Raw genomic sequence first — 13,247 nt, forward strand, 5'->3', positions numbered from 1 at the left:
CGACCTCACATGCCCTCGACGAGCTGCCGGATCTCGATCGCGTCGTGGAACGGCGTCGCGAGCAGCCGGCCGCAGACCTTGGCCAGGTCGTCGACGTCCGAGGTCTCGACGACGTAGTAGCCGCCGACCTGTTCGGCGCTCTCGGCGTAGGGGCCGTCGGTCACGGAGACCTCGTCGGTGGCGGACCCGCGGACCACCCGCGCCGCCCCGGCCGGGGTCAGCTGCGCACCGCCGGTCATCTTGTGCCCGCGCTCGGCGAGCAGCTGGACGAACTCCCCGTGGGCGGCCGTGAGGTCGGTGCGCTCCTCGGCGGAGGCCGAGGCGTAGCGGGTCTCGTCGGCCGGCAGCAGGACGATGTACTGGGTCATGGCTGTTCCTCTCATCGGTGGGTGCTTCCATCCTGATGACGGGCGAGCGGAGTGCTAATCGACAGCCTGCCCGAAAATGTTCCGCCGCACCCAGGCATGCATGGCGATCGCTGCCGCAGCGCCGGCGTTGATCGAGCGCGTCGACCCGAACTGCTCGATGTGCAGCACCACCTCACAGGCCGCACGCATCGGCGCCGACAGCCCTGGCCCCTCCTGTCCGAAGACGAGCACGCACTCGCGCGGCAGGTCATAGGTCTCCAGGGGCAGCGAGCCCGGCAGGTTGTCGATCCCGATGAGGGGTATGCCGCGTGGCGGGCCGCCGGCGCCGGTGCCCGCCGTCGCGGCCCAGGTGACGAGGTCCTCCACGGTCGGGTGGTGGTGCTCGTGCTGGTAGCGGTCGGTGACCATCGCTCCCCGGCGGTTCCACCGTCGTTTGCCGACGATGTGGAAAGCCTTGGCGTTGAAGGCGTTCGCCGTCCTGATGACCGACCCGATGTTGAAGTCGTGGCCCCAGTTCTCGACGGCCACGTGGAAGTCGTGGCGGTGGGTGTCGAGGTCAGCGACGATGGCGTCGTGCCGCCAGTAGCGGTAGCCGTCCACGACGTTGCGGCGGTCACCGTCGCGTAGTAGCTCGGCGTCCCAGTGGTCGCCGGCCGGCCAGTCGCCCGACCACGGGCCCACGCCGACCTCGTCGCTCGGGCTCGCCTCGTCCTTCACGCCCGCCACCCTAGGGGGCGGAGTGTGCCACGCCGCTGCCGGCGGATGGGCGCTGCTACTCAGGCGCCGCGCCCCCCGACCCGCCACGCTCGACCCATGGACCCCCGCGCCCTCGCTGCCGCCACCCCCGCTGACCGAAACCGCGTCGTCGACTTCCTGCGCGCCGCCGCGATCCTGACCGTCGTCCTCGGCCACTGGCTGATGGCCGCGGTCATGGTGCGGGACGGAAAGCTCGTGCCGAACGCCGTGCTCAACATCGCACCGTGGAGCCACCCGCTCACCTGGGTCTTCCAGGTGATGCCGCTGTTCTTCATCGTCGGCGGCTACGCGAACGGCCTGTCCTGGCGCTCTGCCCGTCGCCGCGGCGAGACCTACGCCACGTGGTTGCGGGCGCGGCTCCAACGGCTCGCCGCTCCGGTGGTCCCCCTCCTCCTCGTGTGGCTGGCGATCGCCTCCATCGCGTATGCCGCGGGCGTCCCCGGGGCAACGCTGCGCACTGCGTCGCAGGTCGCCCTCGTGCCCACCTGGTTCCTCGCGGCCTACATCGTCGTGGTCGCGGTGGCGCCCCTCCTGCTCGCAGCCTGGGAGCGCCTGGGCTGGTGGAGCGTGGGGGCCGGGCTCACCCTCGGGGGCCTGGTCGACTGGTGGAGCATCGCCGGCGACAACCACTGGGTGGGGTTCGCCAACTACCTCGTCGTCTGGGCCACGGTGCACCAGCTGGGCTTCGCCTGGCTCGACGGCTCGTTGGCCACCACGGGGCGGCGGGCCTCGCTCGCCGCCGTCGGCCTCGTCGGGCTCGTGGCCCTCGTCTGGGCCGGCCCCTACCCCGTCTCGATGATCGGGGTCGAGGGTGCCGTCCTCAACAACTCCTACCCGACCCGCGTCACGCTGGCCTTCCTGGGGATGGTCCAGGCCGGCGTGGTGCTGCTGGCCGAGCGGCGGCTGGCTGTCCTGCTGGAACGCCCGAGGGTGTGGGCCGTTGCCGTCGTGGTCAACCTGCGCATCATGTCGCTCTACCTCTGGCACCTCACGGCCATGGTGCTGGTCATCGGGATGTCCTTGCTGGCAGGGGGTTTCGGGCTCCGGGCGACTCCACTCACCGGGTACTGGTGGACCACCAGGCCGGTGTGGTTCGCCGTCCTCGGCGCTGTGACCTCCGGGCTGGTCCTGCTCTTCGGCCGGTTCGAGAAGCCCATCCGCGACCGTCGCCCCGCGCCCTCCGTGTGGCGCCCGGCGGTCGCGACCGCGGCAGTGTGCGGTGGACTCGGGGTGATGGCGGCGTCCGGGATCGTCTCGCGTGAAGGTGTCCACTGGGTGTGGCCGCTGCTGCCCGTCGCCGCGGTCCTCGGGCTGGGCATCGTGCCCCTGCCGGACCGAAAGCCGGTTGCCCACCCCGACTGACCTTGGAGTCTTTGCAGGATCTGCCGGACCCTGGTCCGGCAGATCCTTCAAACTCGCGCCCGAGGGGTTGCTGTCGGGCTCAGGCTGCTCTCAGGTGAGGATTCGGGCGGTCGCGGGCACGCGGCATACCCTGTAGTCCATGCACTCACTCAGCACCAACTGGATGGACCCCCAGTGGCTCCTGGACCACTTCGGATCCCAGTTCTTCTGGGTGAGCGTGGCGATCGTCTTCATCGAGTGCGGGCTGCTCTTCCCGATCCTGCCCGGTGACTCGCTGCTCTTCGCCATCGGGCTGTTCATCAGCACCGGTGACTTCTCGATGAACCTGGTCGTCGCCCTCGTGGTGCTGAGCGTCGCGGCGTTCGCGGGCAACGTCGTCGGGTACGAGATCGGCCGCGCCGTGGGCCGACCGCTCTATGAGCGCGACGGCCGCATCCTGAAGAAGAAGTACTTCGACGACAGCCACGCCTTCTTCGAGAAGCACGGCGCCAAGGCACTGGTCATCGGCCGGTTCGTGCCCATCGTGCGCACCTTCATCACCGTCGTCGCCGGGGTGAGCCGGATGGAGCGCCGGCACTTCTTCCTGTGGAGCGGGGTCGGCGCAGTCCTGTGGGTCTGGGTCGTGACGCTGCTCGGCTACTTCCTGGGCAACTCGTTCCCCGCGCTCAAGGACCACCTCGAGCTGGCCATCCTGGCGATCGTGGCCGTGTCGTTGGTCCCCATGGTCGTCGAGGTGATCCGGGCTCGCCGCGGCCGGACCGACGCGGAGGAGATCGTCGATGAGACCGGCGAGGCCATCGAGGACCTGCGCGACGACCGCGTCTGACCCACCAGTCCTACCTTTCTCGGGTTCAGGGACTTGGGTGACGCCACCCCAAGGCACCCCACTTACTCAGGGCTGTTGGGGGTGTCCCGCCCCAGTCGGAACCGGGTGGTCACCCCCTCGTACATCAGGTGGGCGACCAGACCCTCCTGGGCGTGCGGCAGGTTGTGGCAGTGGTCCAGCCAGATGCCGGGGTTGTCGGCGACGAAAGCCACATCCATCGTCTGACCGCTGTTGACCTCCAGGGAGTCGGTCCACCACGGACTGCCCGTGGCCTTTACCCCGTCGCGCGCCAGCACGACGACGTGGTGCCCGTGCAGGTGCATCGGGTGCGTCTCGCCCGAGTGGTTGTCGATGTGCATCACGACGACGTCGCCCTCGGAGACCATGAACATCGGGACTGCCGGGAACATCTGGCCGTTGATCGTCCACTGCACCCCGGGGCGTCCGTTGAGGAAGCCCGGGCGCCGACCCATCTCGTAGTCGAACCGCCGGTCGGGACTCGCCGGGTCGAAGGGCAGTGCGGCAGGCGAGCCGTAGGTCAGCAGGTCGACGACGGGCCTGGGCGCGCGGGTGGCGGTCCCCGAGCGACCGGCCGGACCCAGCACGAGCGCGGCTCCGCCCATCTCCACCCGTACGGCCTCACCCGAGGTCGGCACCCTCACCCGCAGGTCGGCCCGACCTCCCGCCGGCACCAGCACCTTCCGGCCCTCGACGGCCGTCGGCTGGTTCACGTCCGTGCCGTCGACGGCTACCAGCTCGAACGCCGCCCCACTCACCCACACCGGCATGATTCCGTTGTCGGTGTTGATGATCCGCACCCTGGCACTCGCCCCGGGCGCGACCTCGACCGGCACATCTCCGGCCCTGCCCTGCACCGCCCGCTTGCCGGCGTACAGGTGCGACAGCCCCACGACGTCGACGTCGCCGCCGATGCCACCGCGAGGGGTGACGACGACAGCTCCCAGCAGGCCCTTGACCACCTGCGCGTGCGAGACCTGGTGCGAGTGGTACCAGAAGGTGCCCACCTGGTCGGCGCGGAACCGGTAGACGTGCCGACCGCCGATCGGCACGGCGTCCTGGGTGACCCCGGCGACACCGTCCTCGGCGTTGGGCACATCGATCCCGTGCCAGTGCAGGGTCGTGCCGCCCGGAACCGACTCGTTGACGAGGGTCACCTGCACGAGGTCACCCGCCTGCGCACGGATCGTCGGCCCCGGCGTCGTGCCGTTGAGGGTGTATGCCGTGAGCGTGGGTCCGCCGGCGATGGTCACCTTCTGCCGGCGCGCGGTCAGGGTGACCTCGACGTCGGGAGTCCCGTCGTCGGGTTCGGCGAGGGTGGTGACGTCGCGGCCTCCGGTGGCGCCCGGCAGGTGCGCATGCAGCTCGGCCACGCCACCGAGGTCGACCGGCCCCATCCGCATCACCGAGTAGGACGACGGAACCAGGCTGGCGGCCCACATCCAGGCCAGCGGGACCAGGACCGCGAGGGTCGCCGCAAGCGCGACCACCAGTCGGACCCGGCCATGCCGGCGAGCCTGCCCTTCAGACGGCAACGCGATCAGCGGACTCGCGCGCTCCAGTCCTCGCCGGAGCAGCCCGCTTCACCCTGATTCCCGTCCAGGCCGCCGTCGAGAACAGCGCCAGCGCGTTGAGACCGTGCAGGGCACCCAGTGCCGCGATGCTGTGACCCATCAGGCCCAGGGTGACCTGCAGCAGGACGAGCACCAGCACCGCGAACGCGAACAGGATGCCGCGCGGCACCTTCGCGAAGAACGACGAGATGACCAGCAACAGCGCCAACGCGGGGATGACCATCATCCCGTTCATCCCGTGCAGAAGGAGGGCCTGGAACTCCGGGAAGGGCGCCTCGCCCCCTTCGATCGCCGCATCAAAGGTCGCCTTGTCCACCACACCACCATCGTTCTCGATCCACAGCCCCAACCCTGCGTCGCCATAGACGACGAACATCGCCTGGATGGCCACCTCGATCGCCACGAGGAACGCCAGTACCCGGTAGACATTGCGCATTGTTGACCCCTCTCCATTCGCCGCGGGGCGCGTGCGGATGCGCCGCGGTCTATCACCCATGGTCGCGGGCCCGAGCGCACGCCGACAGGGACACTGGTACTACCCCAGGTGCATCGGACGAACCGGGTCTTACCGGATCAAGAGGCCCGCCAGACACCCGCGGCGTGCCTCAGGGCTGGATCCTCAGCGCTCAATCCTTCGGGCTCGGTCGTCAGAGCTCGATCAGCCCGGCCCGGTATGCCGCGGTGACGGCTGCCGTGCGGTCCGTCACCCCGAGCTTCTCGAAGGCCCGCAGGAGGTGCGTCTTCACGGTGGCCTCCCCGATGTGCAGCTCGCGACCGACCTCGGCGTTGGACAGGCCCTTGGCGACGCACCGCAACACCTCGGTCTCGCGATCGGTCAGCGTCGGCGGCGCGGGCGCGCGCATCCGACTGGCCAGTCGTGCGACGACGGGAGGGGCCAGCACGGTCTCGCCCCGCGCCGCCCGGCGGATGGCGTCGGCCAGGGTCTCGCGGGGTGCGTCCTTGAGCAGGTAGCCGTTGGCACCCGCCTCCACCGCCCGGACGATGTCGGCATCCGTGTCATAGGTGGTGAGCACCAGGACCGCAGGCGCCGGCTCGCCGGCCCGCATCCTGGCCGTGGCGTCGGCACCGTCCATGACCGGCATGCGCAGGTCCATGAGCACCACGTCGGGCCTCAGCCGCGCCGCCAGCACCACCGCCTCGGCTCCGTCGGCGGCCTCACCGACCACCTCGAAGTCCGGGTGCTCGGACAGCATCGCCACCAGGCCCATGCGGACGACCGGATGGTCGTCGACCACCAGGAGCCGCAACGCCATCGGGGCACCTCCACCCTCGGTCATCGGGGCACCTCCACCCTCAGTCGCGAGCCCGCGCCCGGCGTGCTGTCGACGTCGAACCGGCCACCGACCTCACTGGCACGGGCAGTCGCCCCGTCGAGCCCGTAGCCCCGGGCCCCGGCGACCGGGTCGAACCCGACGCCGTCGTCGGTGACCACGAGCGCGATGGGGCCGTCCGCGGCATACGACAGGAACACCTCGAAGGTGGAGGCACCCGAGTGACGCCGCACGTTGGCCAGCCCCTCCTGGGCGGTGCGCAGCAGCACCACCTCGGAGTTGGCCGAGAGGACGACCGGCTCCCCGTCCACGCGGAGCGACCCGGCCATGCCGCTCTCCGCCGAGACAGCGTCGACGAGCCGCTGCAAGGCCTCGGAAAGCGTCCGCGACTGGAGGTGGCCGGGCGTCATCTCAGCGACGATCAGCCGGGCCTCGGAGAGGTTGTCGGCGGCGGTCTGCTCGATCAGCCGCAGTCGCTCGCGGACGGCGGCGAGGTCGCCGCGGTCCAGCGCCAGCTCGGTCGCGCGGGCCAGCGTCACGACCGAGGTGAAGCCCTGCGCCAAGGTGTCGTGGATCTCGCGCGAGATGCGCTCACGCTCGCCGGCGACGCCCTGCGCGCGCTCGGCCGCGGCGAGCTCGTCCTGCGTGCGGTGCAGCTCGTCGATGGTCCGCGCCCGGGCGTCGGCCTCCCGGATGATCCGGTGGATGAACAGGCCCAGGGTGAGCGAAAGCACGAGCATGATGACGGTGCTGATCGCGATGCCGATGGCGTCGTCGCCGGTGCGGGGACCCTGCAACAGGCGCGCGAGCCCGATCCCGACCACAGCGAGGATCACCGTCACGGCAGCCTTGTTGCGCGGCAGGATCGCCCAGGTCTGCGGGAAGAGCCCGAACGTCAGGATCCAGGCCGTGCCCGTGCCGTCGAGCGACATGAGGACGATCATCAGCCCCCAGGCGACCCCTGTGTAGGCGATGCCCGCCACGGGGTCACGCTCACCCATCCCGCGGCGGCCCCACACGGCATACGCCGCGCCGATGGCGACCACGCAGGCGATCCGCCAGCCGAGGTACTCCTTGTCCTCTGCCACCATCACCACGACGGTCGTCACGACGAGGACGGCGAACAGTCCGTGCCACCAACGCATCTGGCCGCGCCACATCTCGTCGAGGGCATCGGCTGATGCGCCCTGCTCCGAGCAGTCAGCCGGCCCGATGCTGTCGGTGCTCATGTGGCCCTCATCCCGGCACTCACGTGACCATCATGTCGTGCCGCGCTTGGTCCAGCGGAAGGTGCGGGCACAGACGATGAGCCCGGCGACCAGCCACGCGGCGAGCACGAGGGCGGTGCGACCGTGCTCCCACCCGCCGGCCATCTCCTGGTCCTGCCAGTCGCCGGGGAAGAACACCGACCGCATGCCCTGCGCGATCCACTTCAAGGGGAAGACCGAAGCCACCTGCTTGAGCCACTCGGGCAGGTCGGTGAAGGCGAAGTAGACGCCGGAGATGAACTGCAGGATGAGGGTCGGTGCGATGACGATGGCGCCGACAGAGCGGGACGAGGAAGCCAGGGAGGAGAAGGCGATCCCGAGCACCGTGCCTGAGGCGACACCGAGCAGGAACACCCACACGAAGGTGCCCCACCGCCCCGCGTCGGTCGGCAGCTGGACGCCGAACCCGAGCTTGGCGACGGCGATGAGCAGCGCGAACTGCGCGAGGCTCGTGATCGCCACCAGCCCGACCTTGCCGAGGAAGTAGGCGACCGGCGGCATCGGCGTCGACCGCAGCCGCTTGAGGGTGCCGTCGTCCCTCTCGACCGCGACGGACAGCGCCATCGACTGGAAGCTGGTCAGCATCACGCCGGCCGCGACCATCCCCGGGAGGAAGAAGCGGGCAGCGGTGACCCCGGCGTCAGCAGCGTCGCCCTTGCTGAAGCTGTCGCCGAAGATCACCGAGAACATGCTCAGCATGAGGATCGGGAAGACGAAGGAGAAGAACACCGCCTCCTTCTCGCGGAAGTACATCTTCAGCTCGAGGACGGTGCGGTCCCAGCCGATGGCGAACGTGTTCACGCGACGACCTCCAGTTCGGGTTCGCGGCCGGTCACGGCGGCGGCGAGGTGCGGGGTGATCAGGGAGAGATAGGTGTCCTCCAGGGAGGGCCGGGTCACGGTCAGCTTGCGGACCTCGCCGCCGAGCTCGGCGCCGAGGCGCGCGACGAACTGCGTTGGCGTGCTTGTCTTCTCGGTATGCCGCGTGCCCGCGTCGTCCTCCCACGTCACCGTGGCCTCGGACGAGGCCCGACCACCGAGGTTGGCCGGGGTGTCGAGGGCGAGCATCCTGCCCGCGGCGATGACACCCACCCGGTCGGCCAGCTGCTCGGCCTCGTCCAGGTAGTGGGTCGTGAGCAGGATCGTCGTGCCGCCGTCGGCCAACGAGCCGATCAGCTCCCAGAAGTCGCGTCGGGCCTGGGGGTCGAAGCCCGTGGTGGGTTCGTCGAGGAACAGCAGCTCGGGGGTGCCGACGATGCCCAGGCCGACGTCGAGCCGGCGACGCTGGCCACCGCTGAGCTTGCCGACCCGGTCGTTCGCCTTGTCGACGAGCCCGACCGCGGCGAGCACCTCGTCGACATCGCGTGGGGTGCGAAACACCTTGGCGGTGCTGGCCAGTGCCTCGCGAGGCGTGATGAGGTCCAGCCCGGTCGAGGACTGCAGCACGACGCCGAGCCGGTTGCGCCAGGCGAGACCCGCCGTCTGCGGGTCCTCGCCGAGGACGCTGACGGTGCCGCCGTCGCGCTTGCGGAAACCCTCCAGGATCTCGACGGTCGTCGTCTTGCCCGCGCCGTTCGGGCCGAGCAGCGCGAACACCTCGCCTCGTTCGATCTGCAGGTCGATGCCGTCGACGGCCTCGCGAGCTCCGTAGGTCTTGCGCAGTCCGGTCAAACGGATGGGTGCGTCTGGTGTTGACATGGCTACAGCCTGTCGTGCCCGCAGGCGCCGGCGTCAGCCCCACCCGGTTGATTCCCCGTCCACCGACCGGTGGACCCCAGCCGCGCCTACGGGGTTGGCGGGGTGTCCTGCGTGGGCGGGGCGGGCGGGGTGGCGGGGGCGCCTGCTGGCGTGCCCCCGGCATACCCGCTGGGCGGGGGGATCGTTGCGTCGCGCTGGCCGAAGTCGACCTTCACGGGGTCGCGCTCCTCGCCCTCGACCTCGAAGTACTCGGCGCGGCCGATGTTGAACATGCCGGCGATGATGTTGGACGGGACGGTCTCGACCTTGGTGTTGAGCTCACGCACGTTGGCGTTGTAGTAGCGCCGGGCCGCGGCGATCCGGTCCTCGGTGGAGGTCAGCTCCTGCTGCAGCGCCAGGAAGTTCTGGTTGGCCTTCAGGTCGGGGTAGGCCTCGGCGACCGCGATGAGCCGGCCGAGCGCCTGGCTCAGCAAGCCCTCGCTCTGGGCCTGCTGCGCGGGGCTCTGACCACCGGCCATGGCGGCGGAGCGGGCCTTCATGACGTCCTCGAGCGTGCCCCGCTCGTGGGCGGCGTAGCCCTTGACCGTCTCCACGAGGTTGCCGATGAGGTCGTGCCGGCGCTTGAGCTCGACGTCGATCTGGCGCCACGCCTCCTGCACGAGGTTGCGCAGCTTGATCAGCCCGTTGTAGACACCGACCGCCCACAGGACGAGCAGCACGAGCACGACCGCGATGATGATCCAGACCCACATGAGCAATCCCCTTGTTTTGTGCGGCGTCGTCTTGTGCGGCGTCTCGCCTACAGCGGTGCAGCTTCCACGGTGCGCCTTCTGCAGTGCAGCCTAGGCCAGACCGAGTTCGTCGAGGCCGTAGACGAACCGGTACTCGAGCCCGGCGTCCTCGAACCGCTGCCCGGCACCGGTCGCGCGGTCCGCGATGGTCGCGATGGCCACGACCTCGGCCCCGGCCTCGCGGGCGGCGTCCACGGCGTCGAGCGGTGAGTTGCCGGTGGTCGTCGTGTCCTCGACGACGACGACGCGGCGGCCCTCGATCGAGGGCCCCTCGATGCGCTGCTGGAGCCCGTGGGCCTTGCCCGCCTTGCGGACGACGAACGCGTCCTTGCGATCCCCTGCAGCTGCGCTCGCGTGCAGGATCGAGGTGGCGACGGGGTCGGCTCCGAGCGTCAGCCCGCCCACGGCGTCATAGTCGAGGTCGGCCACCAGGTCGCGCATGACGATCCCGACCAGCGGCGCGGCCTCGCCGTCGAGGGTGATGCGACGCAGGTCGACGTAGTAGTCGGCCTCCTTGCCGGACGACAGCGTCACCCGGCCGTGGACGATGGCCTTCTCCTTGACGATCTCGAGCAGGCGGGCACGGGCGGCGGCAGTGTCGGTCACGGTTGGCCAGCCTACCGAGGCCCGTTCTGGCCCCGCCTCAGACCTTGTCAGCGCGCTCGCCCTGCCTAGGGTGAACGTCATGGCCTCGACCTCGCGGCGCCTCACCGGTCGGATGGCAGACGCTGCCTCCGCACTGGTTGCGTTGCTCACGCCTCCACAGCAGGGGGCCCTCGCTGCCGACCTCGACGACCCGGGGTTCCGTGACTGGTCCTACCTGCCCGGGCCCCGACCCGGCCTGTCGCTCGCCGAGCTGACGACGGACCAGCGGGAGGCGGCTCTCAACCTGCTCGACACCGGCTGCAGTGCCGCAGGGGCGAAGACCGCGCGGGCCGTGATCGAGCTCGACTTCGTTCGCCGACAGCTGGCCGGGGGCGAGCCACAACCGGGCGACGACCGGTTCTGGTTCCGGGTCTTCGGCACGCCGTCGGACGGGGGCGCGTGGGCCTGGCGGGTCAACGGCCACCACCTGGCGGTCCACGTGACGGCCGTCGGTGACGACCTCAGCGTGACGCCGAGCTTCTTCGGGTCCGAACCGGCGCGGGTGCCCACGGGTCCACGCGAGGGAATGAGTGCGCTCACCGCCGAAGAGGACCTCGCCCGCGACCTGCTCGCCTCCCTCGACGAAACCCAGCGGCAGCGGGCCATCACGTCCGCCAAGGCCCCCCGCGACATCCTGACCCGCTACGACCCGGTCGCCGATTCCTCCCGCATCAGCGCGGGCATCGGGCACGCGGACCTGACCACCACGCAGCAGCAGCGACTGCACGAACTGGTGCGCCACTACTTCGGCCGCACGCCCGAGACAGCCGCGGCAGCCGCGTGGGCAGCGGCCGACAAGGCGGATCTCGACGAGATCCGGTTCGCGTGGGCAGGCGGGACGAGTCCCGGCGAGGGCCACTACTACTCGGTGCTCGGACCGACCTTCCTGCTCGAGTACGACAACACGCAGGACGACGCGAACCACATCCACAGCGTGTGGCGGGACCTCACAGACGACTGGGGTGGCGACCTGCTGGCCCGGCACTACGCCGCGGGCCACCGATGACCACCCCTGACCACGCCGAGGTATGCCGCGTGGCTCAGCCACGCGGCACAGACCTACTTCCCTGGGCGGTGGACGCTCCGGGCGCGGCGGCGCACCAGTGAGCGGGGCACGACGCGCAGCGCGGCGACGATCGCCTTGTACTGCGCTGACGGCACCGACACGACGCGGCCCTTGGCGACGTCGTCGAGGCAGTCGCGCACCAGCCGGTCGGCATTGAGCCACATGAAGTCGGGGATGCTCGACATGTCGACCTGCGCCCGCTCGTGGAACTCGGTGTGCGTGAACCCGGGACAGAGGGCGGTGGCCGTCACGCCGGTGCCGCGCAGCTCCGCGGCGAGGCCCTCGGTGAAGACCGTGACGTAGGACTTGTTGGCGGAGTAGGTGCCCGCGGTGATGAACGAGGCGACCGACGAGACGTTGATGATGGCGCCGTGCCCGCGGCTGCGCATCGCGTTGCCCGCGGCGTGCGACAGGACCAGGACCGCCCGGCACAGGACGTCGAAGTTGGCCTCCTCCTCCGTGACGTCGTGGCGCAGGAACGAGCCCTTGAGCGAGTAACCCGCGTTGTTGACCAGCAGGTCGACGGGACGGGCGAGGTCGGCCAGCCGCTCGGCGACCTTGCCCGTCTCGGCCCGGTCGGAAAGGTCGGCGACGAGGATCTCGGTCCCGACGGAGTACTTCGCGTGCAGCTCGTCGGAGACGTTCTCCAGCCGCGCACGGTCACGGGCGACGAGGACGACGTCGTGCCCGCGCTCCGCGAGGGCGTGGGCGAAGGACAGGCCGATGCCGGCGGTGGCGCCGGTGACGAGGGCAGTGCTCATGTCCTCACTCTAGGCGGGTCCGCATAGGGTTGCCTGCGTGCGCATTGCCACCTGGAACGTCAACTCGATCCGCTCCCGCATCGACCGTGTCGAGGCCTGGCTGCAGCGCAGCGACGTCGACGTGCTCGCGATCCAGGAGACCAAGGCGACCGACGCCCAGTTCCCGTTCGACCGGCTTCAGGCCCTCGGCTACGAGGTGGCCCACCACGGCCTGAACCACTGGAACGGCGTCGCCATCGTGTCCCGGGTCGGGATCGAGGACGTCACGCCGTCCTTCCCCGACGCCCCGGCGTGGGGCGACCCGCCGGTCGTCGAGGCACGCGCCCTCACCGCCACGTGCGGGGGCGTCAAGGTCACCTCGGTCTACGTCCCCAACGGTCGCCACATCGAGGACCCGCACATGGTCTACAAGCTCGACTGGCTGGCCCGGCTCCGCGACCAGGCGAGGACGTCCGTCGAGGCCGGCGAGACGGCGGCGCTCATGGGCGACTGGAACATCGCACCGCAGGACGAGGACGTCTGGTCGATGGAGTACTACCTCGACAAGAGCCACGTCTCCCCCGGTGAGCGGGCGGCCTTTCAGGCGCTCCTGGACGCCGGGTTCGTCGACGTCGTGCGGCCCCACACCCCCGAGCCCGGGACCTTCACCTACTGGGACTACAAGATGCTGAGCTTCCAGAAACGTCGCGGGATGCGGATCGACTTCATCCTCGGCACCCCGGCGTTCGCGGCCCGGGTGGCCGGCGCCGTGATCGACCGCGAGGAGCGCAAGGGCAAGGGCGCCTCCGACCACGCCCCCGTCGTCGTGCAGCTGGACGACTGA

The 13,247-nt window shown here is 70.3% G+C and carries 15 protein-coding genes; 4 read left to right on the top strand and 11 right to left on the bottom strand.

Features of this window, described 5'->3' with window-relative positions; genetic code table 11:
- Window positions 1-5 precede the first annotated feature (5 nt).
- Both AC1DWR_RS11890 and AC1DWR_RS11895 read right to left on the bottom strand, forming a co-directional pair.
- Window positions 6-368, bottom strand: a complete 363-nt coding sequence (locus AC1DWR_RS11890; RefSeq protein ID WP_477614069.1) for a YciI family protein — start codon at window positions 366-368, stop codon at window positions 6-8.
- A 54-nt stretch (window positions 369-422) separates the two neighbouring features.
- Entirely contained in the window at window positions 423-1,094 is a 672-nt protein-coding gene (locus AC1DWR_RS11895) for a TrmH family RNA methyltransferase (protein WP_477614070.1), read from the bottom strand.
- An 87-nt stretch (window positions 1,095-1,181) separates the two neighbouring features.
- Here AC1DWR_RS11895 and AC1DWR_RS11900 point away from each other — a divergent pair, with 87 nt between their 5' ends.
- Together AC1DWR_RS11900 and AC1DWR_RS11905 are read left to right on the top strand one after the other, a co-directional pair.
- A complete protein-coding gene (locus AC1DWR_RS11900; protein WP_477614071.1) occupies window positions 1,182-2,486 on the top strand; it encodes an acyltransferase family protein in 1,305 nt (434 codons plus the stop codon).
- A gap of 139 nt (window positions 2,487-2,625) precedes the next feature.
- Window positions 2,626-3,312, top strand: a complete 687-nt coding sequence (locus tag AC1DWR_RS11905; protein WP_477614072.1) for a DedA family protein — start codon at window positions 2,626-2,628, stop codon at window positions 3,310-3,312.
- Window positions 3,313-3,374: 62 nt separating this feature from the next.
- Here AC1DWR_RS11905 and AC1DWR_RS11910 read toward each other — a convergent pair whose 3' ends face one another.
- From AC1DWR_RS11910 to pyrE, 8 genes are all read right to left on the bottom strand, one after another.
- The gene (locus AC1DWR_RS11910; protein ID WP_477614073.1) at window positions 3,375-4,820 is read right to left on the bottom strand and encodes a multicopper oxidase family protein; all 1,446 of its coding nucleotides are present in this window, start codon (window positions 4,818-4,820) and stop codon (window positions 3,375-3,377) included.
- Between the two features lie 34 nt (window positions 4,821-4,854).
- On the bottom strand, window positions 4,855-5,340 hold the full coding sequence (locus tag AC1DWR_RS11915) for a hypothetical protein (protein ID WP_477614074.1): 486 nt from the start codon (window positions 5,338-5,340) through the stop codon (window positions 4,855-4,857).
- 211 nt (window positions 5,341-5,551) lie between these two features.
- A complete protein-coding gene (locus tag AC1DWR_RS11920; protein WP_477614075.1) occupies window positions 5,552-6,202 on the bottom strand; it encodes a response regulator in 651 nt (216 codons plus the stop codon).
- Complete coding sequence (locus AC1DWR_RS11925; RefSeq protein ID WP_477614076.1) at window positions 6,199-7,425, bottom strand: sensor histidine kinase; 1,227 nt, start codon at window positions 7,423-7,425, stop codon at window positions 6,199-6,201. The genes AC1DWR_RS11920 and AC1DWR_RS11925 overlap by 4 nt, the downstream gene beginning before the upstream one ends.
- Before the next feature lie 30 nt (window positions 7,426-7,455).
- On the bottom strand, window positions 7,456-8,265 hold the full coding sequence (locus tag AC1DWR_RS11930; protein ID WP_477614077.1) for an ABC transporter permease: 810 nt from the start codon (window positions 8,263-8,265) through the stop codon (window positions 7,456-7,458).
- Window positions 8,262-9,161: an ABC transporter ATP-binding protein gene (locus AC1DWR_RS11935; RefSeq protein ID WP_477614078.1), complete on the bottom strand. Its 900-nt coding sequence runs from the start codon at window positions 9,159-9,161 to the stop codon at window positions 8,262-8,264. The genes AC1DWR_RS11930 and AC1DWR_RS11935 overlap by 4 nt, the downstream gene beginning before the upstream one ends.
- An 86-nt stretch (window positions 9,162-9,247) precedes the next feature.
- The gene (locus AC1DWR_RS11940) at window positions 9,248-9,913 is read right to left on the bottom strand and encodes a LemA family protein (protein ID WP_477614079.1); all 666 of its coding nucleotides are present in this window, start codon (window positions 9,911-9,913) and stop codon (window positions 9,248-9,250) included.
- A gap of 90 nt (window positions 9,914-10,003) precedes the next feature.
- Window positions 10,004-10,558: an orotate phosphoribosyltransferase gene (gene pyrE / locus AC1DWR_RS11945; protein WP_477614080.1), complete on the bottom strand. Its 555-nt coding sequence runs from the start codon at window positions 10,556-10,558 to the stop codon at window positions 10,004-10,006.
- Window positions 10,559-10,637: 79 nt separating this feature from the next.
- Between pyrE and AC1DWR_RS11950 the strand changes: the two genes are divergently transcribed.
- Window positions 10,638-11,603: a DUF3500 domain-containing protein gene (locus tag AC1DWR_RS11950; RefSeq protein WP_477614081.1), complete on the top strand. Its 966-nt coding sequence runs from the start codon at window positions 10,638-10,640 to the stop codon at window positions 11,601-11,603.
- A gap of 53 nt (window positions 11,604-11,656) precedes the next feature.
- Here the strand turns inward: AC1DWR_RS11950 and AC1DWR_RS11955 are convergent, their stop codons facing one another.
- Window positions 11,657-12,424 (bottom strand): SDR family NAD(P)-dependent oxidoreductase, encoded by a 768-nt coding sequence (locus AC1DWR_RS11955; RefSeq protein WP_477614082.1) that lies wholly within the window; start codon window positions 12,422-12,424, stop codon window positions 11,657-11,659.
- A 37-nt stretch (window positions 12,425-12,461) separates the two neighbouring features.
- On the opposite strand from AC1DWR_RS11955, the gene AC1DWR_RS11960 reads away from it, so the two are divergent.
- Window positions 12,462-13,247, top strand: coding sequence for an exodeoxyribonuclease III (locus AC1DWR_RS11960; protein ID WP_477614083.1), 786 nt, complete (start codon window positions 12,462-12,464; stop codon window positions 13,245-13,247).

This window comes from Pedococcus sp. P2_E2 (assembly GCF_056403955.1).